Annotated in this window: 13 protein-coding genes; 1 reads left to right on the forward strand and 12 read right to left on the reverse strand. The window is 50.6% G+C overall.

The features are described 5' to 3' along the window. Positions 1-58: 58 nt before the first annotated feature. The 8 genes from D3P09_RS21645 to D3P09_RS21680 form a co-directional block, all read right to left on the reverse strand. A complete protein-coding gene (locus D3P09_RS21645) occupies positions 59-1819 on the reverse strand; it encodes a glycoside hydrolase family 2 protein (RefSeq protein WP_120113506.1) in 1761 nt (586 codons plus the stop codon). Positions 1820-1871: 52 nt separating this feature from the next. Continuing rightward, positions 1872-2684, reverse strand: coding sequence for a carbohydrate ABC transporter permease (locus D3P09_RS21650; protein WP_120113507.1), 813 nt, complete (start codon positions 2682-2684; stop codon positions 1872-1874). Between the two features lie 15 nt (positions 2685-2699). Next, positions 2700-3599: a carbohydrate ABC transporter permease gene (locus D3P09_RS21655; RefSeq protein ID WP_165867533.1), complete on the reverse strand. Its 900-nt coding sequence runs from the start codon at positions 3597-3599 to the stop codon at positions 2700-2702. Between the two features lie 98 nt (positions 3600-3697). Beyond that, on the reverse strand, positions 3698-5017 hold the full coding sequence (locus D3P09_RS21660; protein ID WP_120113509.1) for an ABC transporter substrate-binding protein: 1320 nt from the start codon (positions 5015-5017) through the stop codon (positions 3698-3700). Positions 5018-5235: 218 nt separating this feature from the next. Then, the gene (locus D3P09_RS21665; protein WP_120113510.1) at positions 5236-6843 is read right to left on the reverse strand and encodes a response regulator transcription factor; all 1608 of its coding nucleotides are present in this window, start codon (positions 6841-6843) and stop codon (positions 5236-5238) included. Next, a complete protein-coding gene (locus D3P09_RS21670) occupies positions 6836-8659 on the reverse strand; it encodes a cache domain-containing sensor histidine kinase (RefSeq protein ID WP_165867534.1) in 1824 nt (607 codons plus the stop codon). The genes D3P09_RS21665 and D3P09_RS21670 overlap by 8 nt, the downstream gene beginning before the upstream one ends. Positions 8660-8749: 90 nt before the next feature. Further along, the gene (locus D3P09_RS21675; protein ID WP_243644379.1) at positions 8750-11218 is read right to left on the reverse strand and encodes a family 43 glycosylhydrolase; all 2469 of its coding nucleotides are present in this window, start codon (positions 11216-11218) and stop codon (positions 8750-8752) included. Between the two features lie 77 nt (positions 11219-11295). After that, positions 11296-12363, reverse strand: a complete 1068-nt coding sequence (locus tag D3P09_RS21680; protein WP_120113513.1) for a GntR family transcriptional regulator — start codon at positions 12361-12363, stop codon at positions 11296-11298. 284 nt (positions 12364-12647) lie between these two features. Here D3P09_RS21680 and D3P09_RS21685 point away from each other — a divergent pair, with 284 nt between their 5' ends. Then, a complete protein-coding gene (locus tag D3P09_RS21685; RefSeq protein WP_120113514.1) occupies positions 12648-14246 on the forward strand; it encodes a discoidin domain-containing protein in 1599 nt (532 codons plus the stop codon). A gap of 55 nt (positions 14247-14301) precedes the next feature. Here D3P09_RS21685 and D3P09_RS21690 read toward each other — a convergent pair whose 3' ends face one another. The 4 genes from D3P09_RS21690 to D3P09_RS21705 all read right to left on the reverse strand — a co-directional run bounded on the left by D3P09_RS21690 (position 14302) and on the right by D3P09_RS21705 (position 20492). Continuing rightward, positions 14302-16272, reverse strand: coding sequence for a peptidoglycan D,D-transpeptidase FtsI family protein (locus D3P09_RS21690; RefSeq protein WP_120113515.1), 1971 nt, complete (start codon positions 16270-16272; stop codon positions 14302-14304). 33 nt (positions 16273-16305) lie between these two features. Next, the gene (locus D3P09_RS21695) at positions 16306-16854 is read right to left on the reverse strand and encodes a GNAT family N-acetyltransferase (protein ID WP_243644381.1); all 549 of its coding nucleotides are present in this window, start codon (positions 16852-16854) and stop codon (positions 16306-16308) included. 142 nt (positions 16855-16996) lie between these two features. Beyond that, a complete protein-coding gene (locus D3P09_RS21700) occupies positions 16997-18973 on the reverse strand; it encodes a M28 family metallopeptidase (protein WP_165867535.1) in 1977 nt (658 codons plus the stop codon). 184 nt (positions 18974-19157) lie between these two features. After that, positions 19158-20492: a lytic polysaccharide monooxygenase gene (locus D3P09_RS21705; RefSeq protein ID WP_120113518.1), complete on the reverse strand. Its 1335-nt coding sequence runs from the start codon at positions 20490-20492 to the stop codon at positions 19158-19160. Between the last annotated feature and the right edge of the window lie 552 nt (positions 20493-21044).

Here is a 21044-nt window from a genome sequence, read left to right on the forward strand (position 1 = left end):
TGATCAATCTGGTGCTCCCATTCCATTGTTCATCCATCGGTCAAGAAAGACCTGCCCGCTAAGGACGATTCAAGTCTTGTATGGCCTCCAAAGGAACCTTAAGTTCGCGGTTCTCCTCCAGCATGCCGTTCACTTCTTGCTGAACATCGGTAATCTGCGTGTAGCAGTAGCCAACGATGTAATCAATCGCCTTTACCGCCGCATGAAGCTCCTTGAGCCGGTTCAGATAGGATTCCTCCGTGGCTTCCTGATTACCGTAGCCCCAGCCTGCATCGTTCTTGAAGGCAACGCCTCCGAATTCGCTCAGTATAACCGGCTGTCCGCTGTAGCGGTAGCCATCGGCATAGGCATATTTCTTATTGTTGAAAGCAATCCGATTGTTCACGATATCATCCTTGTTGGTATAGCGCCGCCGAAACTCCTCTCCGCTCTCCACATAGTCATGAAGAGTCAGAATGTCCGATACGGTATGCTCCCAGCCGTCATTGGATACGACAAGCCGGGTTGGGTCTAACGACTTGGTCAGATGGTAGAGCGAAACAGTGAATGCCTGCTGCCTGCTGTCCTTCGCCACATTCATAATGCCCCATGATTCGTTGAACGGCACCCATGTAATAATCGAGGGATGATTGTAATATTGACGTACAATCTCAACCCATTCACCGGTGAAGCGCTGGATCGCTTGATCGTTGAATTCGAAGGTCGCAGCCATCTCCGACCAGACCAAAAGCCCTTTCACATCGCACCAATATAGAAAACGCGGATCTTCCACCTTCATATGCTTGCGCACGCCGTTATAGCCCATCGCGAGTACCGCATCAATATCCCTGAGAATAGCCTCTTCCGATGGAGGCGTCAGATGGCTCTCCGGCCAATAGCCTTGGTCCAGCAGCAGGCGCTGATAGATCGGCTCATTGTTCAGCAGGACTTGCCCGTCCTTTGTCGAGATCTTCCTCATGCCGAAGTAGGAATGGACATGATCGAGCTTATCACCTCCTTTATACAAGATAAACTCGATATCGTACAAGTTAGGTGTCGCAGGCGTCCAGTAGCTCATCTTCCATGGGCCGTTCATCTCATGCAGCAGATCGACGTCAAGCTGCAGCCACGGCCGGTCGATTGCAAGGCTGAACTGCTTGACGCGATTCCCTTTCAGGCTGATGATGGTCTCCAGCCGGATGTCTCCGGAGTCCAGATTCCCTCGAACCTGATAGTCCAGCTTCAAGCGGCGTGTGTCGACGTCCGGCGTCATCTTAACTGCTTCAAGATGAACAGGATGGACATACTCCAGCCATACCGACTGCCAGATGCCCGTCGTCTGGACATAGAAGCATTCGAAGCTGTCCTTCGTCCAGCGCTGCTTTCCGCGCGGCTGGGCTGCGTCCATGCTGTCCTCGGCTTTAACGGTCAAGCTGTTGCTGCCGCCGAAGGTTACATAAGGGCTTATATCGAAGGAAAATGCGCTATATCCACCCTGATGCATGCCGACATAGCGGCCATTCACCCATAGCTTGGCTATGTAGTCGACCGCCTGGAAATGCAGCATAACAGCTTTCCCTGCTTGCTCCTCTGGTATATCGATCATTCGTTGATACCATACCTGGGAATGATGCTCCTGTTCGCCGATGCCGCTAGCTTCAGTCTCGTAGCTGAACGGTATGGTAATGGTCCGGTCGCCGCCGAATTGCGCCGGCCAATCATCGCGTTCGCCGGAGTTCGCGTCATCAAATCCGAATGCCCATTCTCCGTTCAAATTCGTCCATTCATCCCTAACGAACTGCGGCCTGGGATAATCTTTGATATATCTGCTCGTTGTCATCTTCGCATCCAGTACTCCTTTGTCGTAGTCTGCCTGTCGATACAGCTATTCGCTAACCCTTCACCCCGGTCATCGCGACTCCCTGCACGATATGCCGCTGCAGAAGGATGAATACAATCATCGTCGGAATCGCCGCTATCGCGCTTGCGGTCATAATCGTGTTCACATGCAGGACGTTGTTCGCCAGGAAGGTCGGCAGTCCTGTCGCCAGCACCATGCTCTCTTCCGTATTAATGGCAATGTAAGGCCAGATGAAGTTATTCCACGACATGATGAAATAAAAAATGCCGATGGAAATCATGGCCGAGCGCGTCAGCGGCACGTAGATCGACCACCACATGCGCAAATCCTTGCAGCCGTCTATTTGCGCTGCCTCCTTGTAATCCTTCGGAAGTCCATCCATGAACTGCTTGATCAGGATCAGGCCGAGCGGATTCGTCAAGCTAGGCAGAATAATTCCCCATATATTGTCCAGCAATTGAATCTTCAGTACCGTCTCATATAGCGGAATCAGCATCGCCTCTGTCGGAATCAGAAGTCCGGAGACGCATAGCAGAAACCAGAAGCCTTTGGTTTTAAACGATTTTCGCGAAAAGGCAAATGCGGCCAGCGAGCTGATCGCAATCGTAATGATGGTCGTAATGACACCGATCACAAGGCTGTTCCAGGTCCATGTCAGGATCTGAGACTCCGTCAGCACCTTGGTATAGTTGCGCAGCGTCAGGTCCGAGAAATCAATCCATTCCTTGATCGTAATTGCGGATACGCCCTCAGGCTTAAAGGATACAACGAACATCCAGACTAGAGGAATCACAAACACGACGGCCAATAGCAGAGTCAATAGATAGATCAAAATACGCGCCATACGCATTCCCTCCTTCTAATCTGTTTTTCGATTCAAGAAAAAGTATTGAACAGCTGCGACGAGCAGCATAAATATGCAGAACATGGTAGATTGGGCGGCAGCAAGGCCGAACATGTCTTTTTTGAAGCCGGTGACGTAAATGTAGCGGATAATGGTATTCGTTGCATCCCCCGGGCCGCCGTTCGTCATAATTTGCACTTGTCCGAACAGCTTCAGACCGGCAATAATCTGGAAGAAAATCTGAATCTTCATGACGGGCATTAATCCCGGAAGCGTAATATAACGGAACTTATGGAATGCCGATGCGCCGTCGATATCCGCTGCTTCATACAAGTCAGGCGAGATTTCCTGCAGACCGGCCAGGAACAGCACCATAACAAATCCGACCGTCCACCAGACGGTGGCGATTACAATCGACCACCATGCGGCGCCAGGACTAGTCAACCAGTTGACTGCAGGCAAGCCGAGCGTATCCAGAATGACATTCAGAAGCCCGTTCTTGGAGTCGAACATCCTCAGCCAGATGAAGCTGATGACAGAGACGGACAAGACATAAGGCAAGAAGTAGATGGACCGGAAGGTCGTCTGAAACGGAATCTTCCGCTGGACCAGAAGCGCCAGCAGCAAACCAAGAGCAATAATAATAGGTACAATCAGCAGTACAAAATAAAAACTGTTCCACAAATAATGAAAGAAGTCGCCGCCTGTCAGAAGCTTCTTATAATTACTCAGCCCAACGTATTTTTGCATGCCGAGAATGCCCCAGGAATGAAAGCTGATCCACACGCCTCGCAGCAGCGGCCAAATATAAAAAAGCAGCAGCGGAATCAGGAACGGGGCTAAAAAGGCGAGCGCCGACAGTTCAAGCTTAAGATGTCTCTTCCACTTGAGGCCGGCTCCTTGCTGAACTTTCACAGTTATCCTCCTCCAACGGCCGGCAAGCCGAATCTGTCTCTGCCAGAAGCTGCTGCGGAGCGCATCCTTGAAGATACGGCCCCGCAGCAAACCATCCATTAGTTCTGTACAATCTCGTTAATTTCTTTCTCCATGCCTTTCAGGCCTTCCTCAGGTGTGACCGTCTTGAAGATGATGCCTTGCAGCACTTCCTTCACGACCGTATCAATCGCATTGTATTGATCGGTCTTCGGCGCATATTTCACTGTTTGCTGAGATTTAATGAATTCTTCGCGGTAAGGAAGGCTGAGGTATTCGTCGCTTGCAATTACAGCCTTGCCTGCAGGCACATGGCCCGCTTGCCCCCATGTCTTGCCGCCTTCCATGGTGAAATACTTCATAAATTTCATCGCGGCTACCTTCTTCTCATCTGTCGCATATGCCGGAATGACCAGTGTATGCGAGCCGGACCAATGCGACTCGCTTCCGAAGAACGGAGGAATGGATGTAATACCGACATTCAGTCCTTCTTCGCCCAGATGCCAGCCAGCTTCCCATACGCCGCCGAACCAAGTAGCGGCCTTGCCGCTATGGAACGTATCCCATGGCGTCTTGTCGTTGATATCGCTGAGGCCTTGGTCGTACAGATCCAGGTAGAAATTCAGCACGCTCAGCGCACTCTCGTTGTTAAGAGCCGCTTGGCTCAGATCATCGTTCAGGATGCTTCCGCCAGCCTGGTAGTAGAGATTGTAGAACGGCTCATGGAAGTAAGGCGTATTGACGCCGAATGGCGTAACGCCAGGCACCTTGCTTTTAATCTCGGAGAGGAATTGCTTGAAGCCTTCCGGCGAGATGTCGCCAAACTTCGGCGTGCCGTCATCATTCAGCAGTCCAGCCTGCTCCAGCAGGTCCTTATTGTAGTAGAACATATGGAAATGCGTATCGAGCGGCACTGCATAAGGCTTGCCGTCATAGCTGACGCTCTCGACGTTCGCGTCCGTAATCTCGGAGAAGTTGAAATCCGCTTGGCCTGCCAGCTCGTCAAGCGGACTAAGCTGTCCCGCCTTCACGAATGGAGCCAGACGGTCAGCGTGTGCGACGGCAACGTCAGGGCCTTTGCCCGAAGCAAGCGCGGTGCCAAATTTGGCGTAGTATTCATTGGATTCCAGTCTTAAGGTCTTAACCGTTACTTCCGACTGCGATTCGTTGAATCCGCTCACAATCTGATCGACGAAGTCGCCTTCGCCGCCGCCGAACAAGTTCCAGAACGTAATTTCGACTGGCTGGGCAGTCTCGCCGCCTGTGCCGCTGTTAGATGCTGCAGGCGACGGGCTGCTTGTATTCGCCGGCTTATTGCTGTTGCCGGAGCAGCCCGCCAACACCAGCATTACAGCAAGCGCTGTCAGAAGCATGTTGACCCATTTTTTCTTTCCTCTCATAGATGTACCCCTTTTCCTTATCGAATTCGGATGCGTGAATCCGCTGCCAGATCTTCATGAAAGCGTATCCACCGTATTCCTGTAACCATCTTATCGTTAGAACCGATACGCAGAAACGTTAGGATTAACGCAATTTGTCGTAATATCGCATCAACAAACAACCGCACGAACCCGACTCGCGATCCGTGCGGTGGAAAATATATCGGCAGGTGTCAAATCTACAGATGGGCGAGCGCATGGACGGCTTCACGGTATTCGCTTGGCGTGACGCCCGTCATTTTTTTGAACAGCTTTGAGAAATATTTGGAGTCCGGTATGCCGACCTTCAGGCTTATATCTGCGCTTTTCAAATCCGTGCCGCGAAGCAGCGACTTCGCCCGGTCGATGCGGACCCGGGTAATGTAGTCGATGACGCCTTCGCCCCTCTCTTTCTTAAACAGGTTGGCCAAGTAGTTCTTGCTGAGGTGGACTTGTGCGCTTAACACTTGCAAGGAGAGCTCCTGGTCGTAATTCTGCTCGATGTATGCTATGACCTTCGGAATGGTGCCTTGATCGCTAGAGTAGACGCTGCGCACCTTGTGGATGAGCTCCTCGTACACCTGGATGAACCAGCGTTTGCGGTCTGCAAGCGTCTCCAGCTCCTTGATCTGTTCGTACAGCTCCTTCTTGCGCTCATACAGCCACTCGTGGTCATGGGTTAAATCCGCATACATATTGGTCAAGTTCAGGAGCAGCTCTATGGATATCAGCTGAGCCCGCTCAACATCCAGCCTGGTCTCCGCATCATTGAAGACATGGTCCATGTACGCTCTCATCGCTGCGCTGTCGAGCGTGTACAAATAGTCGTTCAGCTTCTTGTTCGCTAAGGGAACCGGCTGCTCTGCGCAATCCGCTGCAGGCCTGACATCCGCTCGAATGACGCTGCCGCAGCCCAGGAACAGCTTCAGGCGATAGGCTTGCTCCGCCTCAAGATAGGCGTCCCGCAGCTCGGCAAGAGCGTAAAATGCGCTGCTCATCCCTACTGTCACAGACACGTTCAAGACCTCCGACACGCGTTGTATAATGGCTTGCCCAAGCCTTGCCGCCGCTTCGTCTCCTGCATTCCTGAGAAGGATATTCCACTCCCCCGTCCGGCTTGAGAATAGTTCCATGCTATGCTCCTCCGTAGAGCAAAGATGGCGCATGATAGCGGCACCTTCCGTATGAAGCCCCGTTAGCTCGTTCTCTGACAAACGCTGCGCTGCATTTTCCATATAATCAAGGCCGATATGAAGAAGGATGTGTTCTTCCCGGACATGCTTTTCCGTTACTTGCAGCATGGCTTCTATATGGCCAGCCGACAGCGTTCCAAGCGCCAAGCCCATCAGGAAGGCGTCCGTCGCGATCGTCTCGCGGACCCCGGCGGAAGACCTTCCTGCACCTGAAGCTCCCTCTTGCTCTCCGCGCTCCTGGTCCAGCGCGGCCTTCAGGTCCAGCATGACGGTCTCCATATCCTGCGGCATCATGTTGGATTTGATCAGGTAATCAGTCGTGCCGAGCCGAATCGCCCGCTTCGCGTATTCGAAGTCTTCCAGACAGGTAAGCAAGATCAGCTTCGCCTCCCGGTTAATCGCGCGGACCTGCGCAATCAGCTCCATGCCGTCCATGACGGGCATCTTAATATCGGTAATCAGCACATCGGGAGCAAGCTCATGGAACGCTTGCAGCCCCTCCTTGCCGTTGCTGGCTTCGCCGACAACCTGGAAGCCGATGCTCTCCCAATCGATCATCGCTTTAATTCCGTAACGGACCAAATGCTCATCATCGACAATCAGTACCTTATACATGGCTGCTCTCCTCCTTCATGATGGGCAGTGTGATCGTCACCGTAGTGCCGAGGCCTATCTTGCTTGTGATGCTCAGACCATACTCGTTGCCGCAGATCAGCTTGATTCGCTCCTCGACATTGGAGAGGCCGACGCCCAGGAACGATGCGCTCTTGGGCAGCTCGGCGGACTGGTCATCGTACAGATCCGGCATATCCGTCTCGAACCCGTGGCCGTTATCCTCGATCATGAACACTAATCGCCCGTCCGCGCAATGACAGCGAATGTGAATGACTGCGCCTTCGATTCGGTCCGCAAATCCGTGAAGAACGGCGTTTTCCACGATTGGCTGCAGAATGACCTTCGGAATGCGGTATGCCTTTGCTTCCTCTTCGATGTCGTAGAAGACTTCAATTCGGCCAGCCGCTCGCAAATTCTGAATGCCCATGTAACATTCCACATGTTCAAGCTCCTCATGGACCATCACCGTGTCGCTGCCTTTGCCGATACTGATATGAAGCAGCCTGGACAGAAGCCGGGCCATCTCTGCCGCTTGATTCGCCTTCTGGAATAAGGCGGTCCACTTGATCGCATCAAGCGTATTGTATAGAAAATGCGGATTGATTTGCGCCTCCAGCGCCTTCACCTCGGCGATCCGCTTGTTGTTCTGCTCCTGATAGACCGCCTGAACCAGCTCCTCAATTCGCCCAACCATATCGTTGAAGTGGTATTCCAGACTGCCGATCTCATCAATCCGCTTCTCGTCGCGATGGATTCGCGTTGACAGATTGCCGATATGAACCTGCTTCATCGCCTTCACCATCCGTTTCAGCGGGCTGGATACCGAATTGGCCATCGCAATAGCCGCAACGATGGAGAACAAGGCGCATACGGCAAGCAATATAGCAATGACCTGAATGACCTGGTCCGAATCCTTATAAAGGCTGGAGCGTTCGATTACATGCACGACCCGCCAGTCGCTGCTCTTGAGCTGCTGATAGTTGACCAGCACTTCTTTTCCTTTGTAATGAGCAACGAAGCTGTCCTCTCTGCCTTCGCGCAGCAGCAAGTTGGCTTCTTCCGCATGGAACCATTCCGCAACGGGAGTAAGCAGCATTTCCTTATTGCTATGAGACAAGATAACACCGCTGCGGTCGATGACGAAGCTCTCCGTCCGAAGATCGCTCGCAGCATTGTTGCGCAAGATCTCGCTTAGCATCTCCTCGCGGATATCAAGCACGACAGCCATGCCAAGCTGGCGGCCGTCATGGATATTGAACACTTGCTTGGAGACCGAGAAGACCACTTCCTCATGGCTGTCTGCCGTATCGGAGTAGTAGCCGCGCCTGGTCGGAAACCAGACAAAGTCATTGCCTGCACCCATTGTCTTGCTATAGAAATCGCTCTTAAGTTCCGCTTGGTCGTCCCAGCGGAAGATGCCTTTGATATACATGTCGTCAGTGACGAAGGAGACTGACTTGAACTCCGGGGAGACGGCAGTGAAATACGCCAGTTTGGACGTAAGCGAAATATGCTCGGCAACCTCCTCATCCCGCTGGCTGATGCGATGCAGAAGCGACATGATCTCCGGATTGGTAATCATCTGCATGACGATATCCTTGTAGCCCGAGAAGCGGATATCGATATTCTCCGCCGTCTGCCTGATCAGCTGCTTGGACGCGTCCGTTACCTTTTTGTCGATCGCATTTTTGGTAATGGAATACGAGACTGCTCCCAGCACCAACAGCGGAATCAATGTAATCGCTGCAAGCAGCAGCAGCCACTTGTATGTAATGCTGGACCGTAATTGTGTTCTGCCTTTCCCCAAAGCCGCCATGTTCCACCATCTCCGCATCTGTTCTATCGAACAAAGAAAGATCCGGCCGCTAGGCAGGATCCGTCTTTGCTCGTGCTCTTCTTCCCTGACTTATGGATACAAGATGACGTTATCGAACGACGTATTCTTGTATGCCGTTCTTAAGCCGATCTTCCCATGAGTGAACGCCGTAGGCGAATAATCGTTGTAATCCAGCTTCGGCGTCGTCATATCGTTCACGTACACTTTAATATTCGTGCCGTTCACGACAACCTTCATCTTATGCCATGTATTAATGGCAAGAGGTGTCGTGAATCCGGCGAGATTAGACCAATTGTAATTTTGCTTGCCGAGGTAGACCCCGTCCGTCTTAATATAAGCGTAATAGCCCTGCAGGAAGTCGGCATTGCCTTGTGCCCGCTCCAATCCGTCCGCCGGATTGGTCCCTCTCACAATAATTCCGGCGTCTCCGCCTGCCTCATTCATTCGAATATCGGCTTCAACCGTGTAGTTCGCCCAGTTGTCATTGCCGAATGTCGTCTTGGCGAAGGTGCCGCCTGCCGAATGGTATTGTCCACCGCTTACTGACCAGTTGCCCTCCCAGCGCTTCCAGCCGTCGCTGTTGTTGTCATTGAAGTTGTCGGTCAGGCTTGGCACTGCTGCATGTGTATGGAATTCCATGCTGGCGAAGTCTGCTTCTCCCGTCACGAATTCAACCCTTAGCTCGCGCAGACCTTGTGTCATCGGAATGTTCGTTACCGTGATGGAACGCCATGCGTCCCAGCCGCCGGTATTCGGAATGGAGACGACACCGGTCAATGCTGTTGCGCCGTCCCATAAGCGGATGCCAACGCCGTTCATCGTCGTCGCCATCCGGAATGTGACGTCATACGCGCCTGCAGCTGCCACATTGACCCGGTACTTCAGCCATTCTCCTGTTTGGTTCCAGCCGACGTTGTAGCCGCCCTCAGGGTTAACGCGGATATCCACCGCATCGCTGCGGTATTGACCGCCTAGGTTGGCAGGAGTCAGATCATGGTAACCGACGCCTTCTCCGCCGCTCATGTAATGCACCGCTTCAATCTTGCCCGGAATCGGCTTGTATGCATCCCAGTCGCTGCTTCCGCCTGCCTGGTTGCTGAACGCGACATAAGCGAAATCTGCATGCGTATCCTCAGTCAGATAACCTACCTTGCCGCCTCCCAGATTGGCTGATCTTGTCACCTTCAGCATATTGTCCACGTAGATCTTGAACGTGTTCCCAGACTTTTCTACCCGAATGTTATGCCACTTGCTATAGTCGTATCCGGCAGGCAGAGCCGCATTCACCCAGCCTTGCGATACGCCGCCAATCACAATATTTGTCTCCAGTCTGTTGTTCTTGGAGCTTAGCATGGCAACGCCATAATTATTCTCATCCACGTAGGAGAAGGTCGCGCCATATCTTGGAGAAGCGCTGGTCCCTCTCGCCATCTGCTTCGCATGGAATTCAGCCGTATAGTTCGATGCGGTAGCCGCATTCGTAATTTGCTTGTACGCAGTTGTGGTGCCAAGCGTATCCTGCCACATGAGCTCCTGATTGTAGATACCCCATGTGCCGCCGTTGACATTGGTCCAGCTTGATCCAATTGCCGTCCGGTTGAATCGGTCCTGGAAAGCCGGCAGCGCCGGGTCTGGCTGTGAAGTCGTCGTCGGGCCCAATACGATCATCTTGTCGCCGTTCCACGCTACCCGGTCCATATTAATGCTGCGAATCGGCCAGCCCTCAGGCGTATAACCCTTCCAATCATGATAGAACATGTACATGGAATCCAGATCCGGGCCTGTCACCAAGCCGTTATGCCCAAGGCCGATCGTGGGTCCCTCTGTCGAGATCAACACCGGATTCTGGTTCTGCACAGGCACGAAGCCGGTCAGCGGATTGTCGCTTACCGCGTAATCAACCCGATAAGCCGGGCTGTGAACATGATTGCCGGTATACGTCATATAATATTTGCCGTTGCGCTTGACGACGGTCGCTCCTTCCGTCCAGCCGCCATTGACAGTGGCGCCCGTATTGAATCCCGGGCCGAATGTGTACGGATCGCTCATCCGATGCGCGACCATCTGGCCGTGCGCCGCGCGGTAGAAGTACCACTGGCCGTCATCGTCGATGAAGACATGTCCGTCAATCGTCAGGCCCTTATTCGGAGTCTGGATCGTGAAGGGACCTGTCGGGCTTTCACTGCGAAGCACATAATGCCCTCCGCCTCCCGGTGAAGTATACATATAGAAATAGCCGTTCCAATAGATGACCTCAGGCGCGTAAGCGGCCTTCGTAATCGGGTCTGTCGCCACCAATCCGGCGTACGTCCAGTTCACCAGATCGGTTGAGCTCCATGCTTTGATGCCAATCTCGGAATCTTTGGTGCTGACATACAGATAGTAGACGCCTTTGTATTTCAGAATGTACGGATCGCCGGACCCGTAGGTCGGCCATTCATTGCTGAGCGGCCTTGGGTTCTGGTACGCGGTTGCCAATGAAGCGGGCAACATCAGGCATAAGACGAGGAGTGCTAGCAGCAGCTTCGATTTCTTCATAACTTCCTCCCTTTCCATCGGTTGATGTAATCGTTTTCATATTACGCCTACATCGTACCACCATGGCCCGTCCGGTTTTATATCTTATTAAGTATATTTTTGTGGAAAAGCGTGACAGGCACCGCCACTCTCCTAGGGTTGTACGTGCCTTGGATTTGCTCGACCAGAAGCCCGATCGTTATTTTGCACATCTCCTCCACATGTTGCTTTACATAGCTCACTTCCGGCCATTCCGACTTGTCGAAGCTCACAAGCTCCACCTTCCCGGCAGCCTGCGGATTCATCGCGTTCATCGCGCGCCTCGTATGGCCCGTAAGCTCTGCATTGCAGGTGAACACCGCGGTGATAGCGGGATTATCCTGCAGAAACTCCTGAATGATAGATACGCTTTTCCCTGAGGCAATATCCTCAATATCAAGCGTGCACCATAGATTCTTATGAATGGGCAGATTGCGGTCCAGGAATGCCTGCTCGAAGCCGGCGGCACGGTCTGCCGTCGCGGAGTTGGTTACTTTCACGGTCACAAACGCGATGTGCCTATGGCCTTTGCCCAGCAGATAGCTGACTGCGCGGTAAGCTCCGTCCAGATTGTCGGCAGCAACGCTATAGGTCTCGATTTCCTTCATATAACGGTCGATCAGCACAAGAGGAAACCGGTTAAGCGTCAATCGCAAGATATCATTGTTGTACATTCCTTGCTCGATCGGAAATATAATAAGCCCCTTCACGCGAAGCAGCATCAAATCATCGATTGCCCTGCTCTCCTCAAGCGAAGATTCCTGGGTAATCTTCACCAGCAAATAATAGCCGCTTTCTCTTACATATTGTTCGACCGCTTTCATGATTCGCTGATCGACCTTGGTTTTCATGCTGGGCAGAATAAGGCCGATAAAGCCTTTGTGACGGCTCATCGTCGGAAGATCCTCATGGCTTGCGCTGACGAACGTGCCTTTGCCGCGATGCCGGATGAGAATGCCTTCTTCGGCTAAGCCGTTAATCGCGTTTTTGGACGTGATTTGGCTGACATGATAATGCTCGGCCAGTTCCTTCTCCGACGGTACCCGGTCCCCGGGCCTCAGCTGACCCGTCCGTATCTGAAACCGGATATCTTCTTGTATCCTCTTATATAATGGAAGCGATTTCATAATAACCCCTCGTTGTAAGCATGATAGCTGTGGTTTGAATAGATCAATGCGCTGGTTTAGTAGAATTATAACATGATCTTGGTTAGATTCCGCCCCATAATTTGGCGATGAGTATGAAGATCCGATTATTATGAGCACCAATTAACCGAATTTCATTTACAAGAATTATACTATGAAAAATCGGATTTACATGATATATTTTACATGTTAGTTATTATTAGGGCTAGGAGGTGAGTTTTAGTCTATAGATTGACCGTATAAATAGAAAAAGGACGTGGAGAAGAATGAAGAAACTAGCAACTCTACTATTAGCGGCAATTATCGGACTGGGCTTCGGCAGCGATGCCGCTATTCCGACCGCAGCAGCTGCGGAGTCGGTTACGACTATTTTGCCTATTAATCTAGCAAAAGACGGAACAGTCACAGCTAGCGGCGAGTATGGCGAGCATCAAAGCAGACTTAAAGCATTCGATCAATTTGTTTTTTCCAAATGGCTGACGTTCAGTACTCCGGCATGGCTGCAATATGAATTTGCTTCCGCCAAGGTCGTTAACGCCTACTCCATCACTTCCGCAGAAGACGCGCCTGACCGAGACCCGAAGAGCTGGGTCGTAAAGGGCTCGAACGATGGGATTACGTGGACGCCGCTGGATACGCGGACTAATCAAAGCTTTGCGAAGCGCCATCACACCAATACTTACTCATTCGCCAATTCAACCCCTTACAAATACATCAAGTTTGATCAATTCGTGAATCAATATGAAAATTACGGACTCCTACAGCTGGCAGAGATTAAGCTGTTCGGTGACGAATCGGAGACCTACAAGACGATCAAGCCTACCGTTACCGCAAGCGGTGATAATGCGCCAACAGATGTGAAAGCCAATCTGGTAGATGGTAACAGCATGACCAAATGGCTGACCTACAACAATACGGCATGGCTGCAATTCGACTTCGGCGAAGCGGTCACCATCGATGGCTACGCTCTCACTTCAGCCAAAACAACGAATAACAGCCCCGATGCCGATCCCAAAAGCTGGGTGCTGCAAGGCTCTAACGATCAAATAAACTGGACCGTATTAGATACGAAGTCCGACGAAAACTTCAGGCTGCGGCATCAGCGCAAGCACTATTTGCTCGACAACAATACAACAGCCTACCGTTACTACAAGCTGAACAATATTCAAAATCATAGCGGATGGACGATTCAACTTAGCGAAGTAGAATTTTCGCGCACCAATGATCTATGGCATGCCGTTAACCCTGCTATCGAAATCCAGAATCTGGCGGGCTTCGCGCCTTTCGAACAGGCGCTTCCCAATGCTGAACAAGAGATATTGGCTATAACGCGCAAGGTCAACGAGCTTCTCTACTTAAACCCGGCGGACGCGCCGATCGAAGTGAAGAAAATACTGGTGAAGATCGAGTCTGGCGGTCCAGTCGCTTCCATGGGAGGAGACAGCGAGCTTAAGACATTAACCTTTAACTCGGACCATCTCGCAGGTGTAGCTGCTAATCCTAATCAATCCTTGCGCGACGAGATTATCGGCATTCTGTATCATGAGATTGGACATGCCTATCAATACGGCAATTTCGATGTGGAAGCGTTGACGGACAGCTTGCGCTATTCTGCCGGCTACCATGACCGGTATGGCGTTGCGCAAGGCGGCAGCTGGCACAATTATGGCACTGCCAACTTCATTCGTTGGATTGACGATACGAAGCATCGCGGATTTATCCGCAAATTAAACGAAGCTTCATTAGATACCTACGGGCTGACTGAAGCTCAAATCTTCGCATGGAAGGAAAGCCAGTTCCAGCTTATCACCGGCGTACCGGTAGGCACGTTGTGGTCGCAATACCAGCAATCGCTTGTGCCATAATCGTCAAGAGGGGGCCAATTGGCCCCCTCTCTTCTATTATTCTATAATGGCTGGCTTACTTTAATCCGTATACCTGGTCATAAGCATCGAATATTTTGCGGGCGATCGGCGCCGCTCCACGGCTGCCGTATCCGCCCTCCGGCACAACCACTGCTACTGCGAGCACTGGGTCATCCGCCGGCGCAGATGCGATGAATACAGAGTTCTCCACAATCTCCCCGGCAACGCTTTGCTCCGACGTACCGGTCTTGCGCAGAAACTCGTAGGGGAAGTCATCGAAGCCCGTCACGCGCACTTGACGCATGCCTGCTTCAATCTCATCCCAGAAGCTGTCTGCGAAGTCTACCGTATTCAGTACAACCGGCTCAAACTTCTGAACGACGTTGCCGTCCGAATCTTTGATTTCGGTGACGAATTGAGGCTTCATGCGTTTTCCGCGGCTGGCAAGCGTTGCCGTGTATTGAGCTAACTGAAGCGTAGTATAACGGCCTTGTTGTCCGAAGGAGGCATAGATCAGCGCGGACTGCGTGCTTGCATTTTGGGCCTCATTGAAATACTCAATGATACCCTTCATTTCATTCAATCCGCTTCCTGTCGAGATGCCAAGCCCGAACATTTTCATGTATTCATCCCATTTTTCTACGCCTTCCATGCTCCCTCTGTATTTAATATTGAGAGCATTGCCGACTTTTTCGGTCATAAATGGGTTAGATGATTTTTCGATGGCGCGTGCCGGGTCCATATTGCCATAGACGGCATTCTCCGCATTGCGAATGCTCTTGCGATGGATGCCGGCTTTACCGAATTGGAAGATGCCTGTATCTCTATAGACTGTATTGGGCGTAATCAGCCCTTCGTTCAATCCGACGAGTACGGTCAACGGCTTGATGGTGGATCCCAAAGGCACGATGGAGGAAGGATGTTTATCGCGGTCCTTCTTCTCAGCGAATGGCTGATAGGCATCGCGTATTGTGCCATTGTTGACGAAAAAATGAACTTCGTCCCAATCCTTGGTCGATATGCTGCCGCCTTCCCAAAGATTGGTGTCATAGTCCGGCATACTGGCCATTGCGATGATATTGCCGGTCTTCACTTCCATCGCGACCGCATAGCCGGTACGGGCATTTTTGCTGCGGGGATCATTTCCCTCTTGCAAAATCTTGATTTGGTCCATAATAGCTGCTTCAGTAAGCAGCTGGACTTTTTTGTTGATCGTCAGATGAAGATTATTCCCTTTGACCGGCGGGGTTACTTGCGGCTCTCCGAACACTCTGCCCATGGAATCAATCGGGATCATCTTGAGGCCGTTTTTCCCTCTCAGCTGCTCTTGGAACATATACTCCAGCCCGTCGAAGCCGACCTCTTCCTCTTCGATATAGTTAAGCAGAGGATTATCCTGCACCAGATTTTTATAGAACGACAAGTCCTTGGAGCCTTTAAATTTCTTCAAATAACCGATGAGCTGTACGGCAACGGTATCCGGATCATAATGACGAATGCTCTCTTCCACAATATCTACGCCATCAAATTTAGCCAAATTTTCAGAGAAATAGGCGACTTCCAGTTTGGTCAAGCCGGACTTTATTCTGCGGGGTACAGATCTCGTATTTTTTCGGAAAGTCAAATCCATATTTTCTTTGATTTGATCAATCGTCATACTTTTAGCCGGATCGCCGTATTGGTCGAATACCTCCTTGAGCTTTGCGGCAAAATCATCAGCATCCGCTGATTTGAAGCCCCGTTCGATGGAAAAATAAAGAGATTGCACAGATGTTGAATAAGCCAGCTGCACACCGTCAGCGTCATAGATATTCCCGCGGATAGGCGCTATGCGTACCGGTGTGTTGCCCAGCCTATCCTTCGCTTGCTGTAGAATCGTCGGTCCTTCGACAAACTGCAGGATCGCAAGGCGAATGATCAGGATCGCGAATAGCACAAACACCAGAAGAAAAAACAAGTTGAGCCGAAAATAATGCTGTCGCCGCAAAGCTATATCTTTTTTCTCTTTCTCCTCCGACACGGACACAGGGTATGCCTCCCTCTTCAGGTGGTTGCGGAATTATTCAATTGCTTCATTCAAGAGAACCATATGCACATGATCCTCCCACTTGCCATTTATCTTCAAATATTTGCGCGCCAATCCTTCGCTCGAGAAGCCCAGCTTCTCGACTACCCGGAATGAAGCGGCGTTATGCGGCATGATGTTCGCTTCAATCCGATGCAGCTTCAGCTCCTGGAACGCATAGCCGATCAGTGCTTGAAGCGCCTCCGTCATGTAGCCTTTGCCTTCCTCCGCGCCGTCCAGCCGATAGCCGAGATGACAGGACAGGAATGCGCCGTATACGATATTGCTAAGCGCCACCGAACCGATTATTCGTTCTTCGCCTGGCCTGCTGAGCCATAGCTTGACAAGCTGACCGGACGCTGCATAATTCATGTCGTTAATTAAAAGATCCTGCTGCGCTTGCAGCGTATAAAAGGAATCTTCTCTCGCAACCTCCCATGCTGACAGGAAGGCTTGGTTTCTTTTAAAATACTCGAGTACAAGCGGTGTCAGCGTTAGATCATCCACCGTGAACAGCCGCAATCTGGATGTCTGTAATTCCATTTCGATATCCCGCCTTTGCTTACTTATAAGAGATAGACGTTATACAGTTGTTATAACGAGAATTCCCATTATAAGGTTGCTTCAAATGAAATGCAACATCTAAAAAAGCGGTCTCTCGTTCCTTTCTTTCGCAATGAAAGGGTTAAATGCCAAGCTGTCGAATAATCGTCTCCAGCGGAATGGATTGTGCCCGTTCAATCAGCTTTTCCTTTTCCTCAAAGGAAGAATTAGTGCTGTAAAAAAGCTCTCCCTCCTGCTTGATTACTTCATAAACTCTGACGTAATAATCCTGCCCGTCTATGTTAACTAGTTTAATATAGGTTAGGCTTCTTTCGTATTCCGGGTAGTATTCCAAGTAATAACTGCCGCCCTCGTTATCTTTATATTCTTTTACCTTAACGCTTGCTGAAGAATAATTCATATCGAGGATCTCATCCTCACCGATGGGATAAAGACCGACGTATATCCCATGTTCTTCATCTGTATATTGAAGGCTGATCGAGGTAATGTCTTTGAGAGACAGATCTTCAACGGTATAAATAACATCCAGCTCAGGCGATTCTACAAGTCTGTCGAACAACTGCCCGTAATTCACATTAGCCAGCTGAAAAGGATACCCGGCTATATCATTCGGCAGCTTCGCCCCTTGCAGCTGCTCTTCAAACTCCTTCGCGTTTTGAATCGTTCCTTCAAATTTATAAATCGGCTGGGTCGTGAAGGTGATGGGATGCACAAAATATGTATATTGCCCCAGCTTCAGCTTTGCGAGATGCCGCTCCGCTTCTTCCTTCATAATACGAAGTTGTTCTGCGGAAAAGACATCTTGTTCTTGTCGAATTATCTTATAAGATCTGAAAAATTCCGGATGATGTTTAGGGGCAGTCAGGAAATCGGATAAGGCTTGCACCAGCTGCTCCAGATACTCATAATCGATATGCTCGGCAGTATCTTGACTAGTGTGAATGTTATCCAGCTGATCATCGGAGATCGTCACGCTTTGATAGACATCTTCCGAGAAAGACAGATGATCGCTAGAGCCGGCATCCTCGCTGTATTCGACAGTTATCCCGTTCTGGTTCAACGATTCGCCTAGCGCCATGGCCAGTTCGACACTATTGTTCGCTGACGAGATCACAGCAGATTTCCTAGATGCGCCTGCTATCGAATCCAGGTTGATATTATAGACGATATCATAGTAGTCCTTTAGCTGCTGTACAAAAGCGCGGCTGCCCTGCAGTCCGGATTCTTCCCCGTTGAACGCCGCGAATACGAGATCACCTTCCCCACGATCCTTGTTCTTCAAATTAGCGGCCAATTCCAGCAAAGCGCTTACGCCAGATGCATTATCCAGCGCGCCGTCAAATGGCGTGTTATTCGTCCAGCCTACCCCATCGAAGTGTGCAGAGATGACAATAGCCGATCGTATTGGCGAGTCTCTGTTGCTTTGACCGGGCAAAATTCCAACCACGTTATCCGCTTGAATGGGTTCCGGCTCCAGCTGAATGTTCAATCTGAGCCGCTCTATCTTCTCTTGCTCCTTGATCAGCTTGCGGTAACTGAGCGGACTGATCTGGACAATGGGCACATCCATGCCCGAAGGACGAATGGCATTTTTCTTGAACGCTTCCGTTTTGACTAATATGGCTTTGGGCTTGGCGCCTAGCCCGCTGAGAATCACAGCGCGGTCCGTAATAAGCATCTTATCGGCAAGCTCCGGATCGCTTGCGTTAGATGTAATCGGAGCAGACACATCGAAGCTCTCCGCATAAGCCTGGACGATGAAGGAAGCTCCATGCTTGAAGGTACTCCTCCGCTCGTTGGAATAAATGGCTTCCATAGCGATTTGCTGCTTATCCGGATCATAAAACTTATGATTATATGGTACGGCGAAGCTATTGCCTGCAAGCGGCGTCAGGCCCAAGGTTTTGAATTGTTCTTCAATCCATGCCTGCGCCTTTGCATTCCCTTCCGTACCCGTCAATCTTCCTTTCATCTCTGAGGCGGTCAAAGCCTTCACAGATTGCTCAAGGGGATTCTTCGGCACATCCTCCGTACAGCTTGCCAACATAAGGGTTAACCCAATAGTCGCGATCATGGCTGCTATTCGTTTCAGATTCAATGAAACTCTCTCCTGTCGTAATTTATAAAACATTTCTCCGTAATGACATTATATATAATTCTCTCTATTATGGATATCCTTAACATCGGACTGGTAGATTTACATACTATACCGGCGGTTCGGATAAAGGCAAAAAACCTGCATAGCGGAGGGCCGCTACACAGGTTTTTGTATTTTGCTTCGATTAAGGAATTACTTTCCATACATCTGCGCTGCCCGGTGTCTCGCCCAGCGTCCACCATTTGGCCTCGTAGTTAACGCCGTTATGCGTCACTTTGTTCCCGCCTACGTAGACAGTTGTCGAGCTCCAAGCAGGGTAAGTGCTAGGAATCGCTGTCGTTGTGACGCTCAGCGAATTGCTTGCTGCCGATACATTGCCCGCAGCGTCAATCGCCTTCACGGTAAAGACATAGCTTGTGCTTGGATTGAGGGCGCTCGCTGTGTATTGCAGCGTTGTGCCCGATACAGTCGCGAACAACGTGCCGTCGCGGAAAATTTGATAACCCGTTACACCAACATTATCGGTAGATGCATTCCACATCAGCGGCACGGAATTATGGGTGACTGTACCCATAACATGGAGGACAGACGGCGCTGTAGGCGCTTCTACGTCTGGTCCGCTGTTCGGAAGCGTCGTGAAAGAAACGGTATTGCTCGCACTCGACAGATTGCCCGCGGCATCGGTTGCTTTTACGGTCAGATTGTAAGTCGTATTGGCAGTGAGGCCGGTCAGCGAGGCGGATAGCGCGCCGTTCGTGCTGGCAATTTGATTCGAACCGTTGAAGATTCGGTAACCAGTGACACCGACATTATCAGTGGAAGCTCCCCACGATACCGTTGCCGTTGTTGTTCCGATATTAGATGCAGCGGCGTTGGACGGAGCAGTTGGGGCAACTACATCCGCATTGCCGCCAAAGTTTACATCAATGACATTGTAGAATGCATTATTGGTATCGTAGATTTCCCATACGGCCAGGATAATCTGATATCCTGTGCGGCTCGGGATGTTGCAAGTATTGGAGTAAGTGCTGCCCGGCATGGAGCCGCCGGAATTGACGCTGCAGAATGGCGTCAGGTCGAAGGAATCGCGAGTGAGCGGGGCATTGGGATTCCAGTTTTGCTTCGTCATGTAATATTTCCAGCTTGTCGTAGCGTGGGGAACCTTGATGCTCCAGTTGAAGGTATATGATCCGGGGCTAATGTTGACTTTCGTCCAGCGAGTTGCCGATTGCTGATCCAGCTCGGTGAACCAAGTGTTGGCGCTGGCGATTTTCCCATCTTGCGGGCCTCCAGCCGGGAAGCCTTTTGGTCCTTCTAAGCTATACGGCTCGTATATGATTTGTCCGCAATTCTGATTCTGGCCGCTGGCACACAAGGCGGCACGGCTATTCGTAATGTTGCCGTGTGCGGAAACCTTGCCCGAAGGAATTAGAAGCATAGATACCACCATAATCAGTGCAAGCAAGCCGGCCATTATCATTTTCGCCCGATTCGGCATGGTCAAACGTAATGTATTCATCTTGTTACCTCCTAATTGGATTGGGATGAACGTACGGTAAAGCCTAAGGTACTTGCGATGTTTAAGAGCCAAACCTAGTACTTTTCGTTGCATGGTATAAAGCTTATTCGAATCTCCTTCCAACGAACTGGAATCCCCTCCTTAACTGACATGCGATTTGCCCAGCCTAACCTTTCAAAAAAATACCGCTTCCCTCCTTTCCACTCAGATCTATATATAAACTCCCTAAGGAATTTATATCGAGCACCTCACTCAATAAAGCGTTTCCAAAACCAAATAAGTAAAATACTAGATATAACTTAATAGTAATCCTGCAGCGCTCAAGCGGCAATAAACAAGACGATTCAGTTTTATTCGGAATATTCTGATTCTGGAGTCATGTTGTGAATGTCAGACTATGCGGAAAGGCTTACTCTTTTCAAAAACGATAAAGCACTTTAGAACTAAAGTATTTGTGCTGACCTTTCACATAATTTTCAGAAATAGCCACAAATCCGTTGCAGTTCCTCCACTAATCCGCCATGACTTGCTCCACCCTTAGATGGAAGGTTT

Source organism: Paenibacillus pinisoli (assembly GCF_003605435.1).
GTDB lineage: Bacteria > Bacillota > Bacilli > Paenibacillales > Paenibacillaceae > Pristimantibacillus > Pristimantibacillus pinisoli.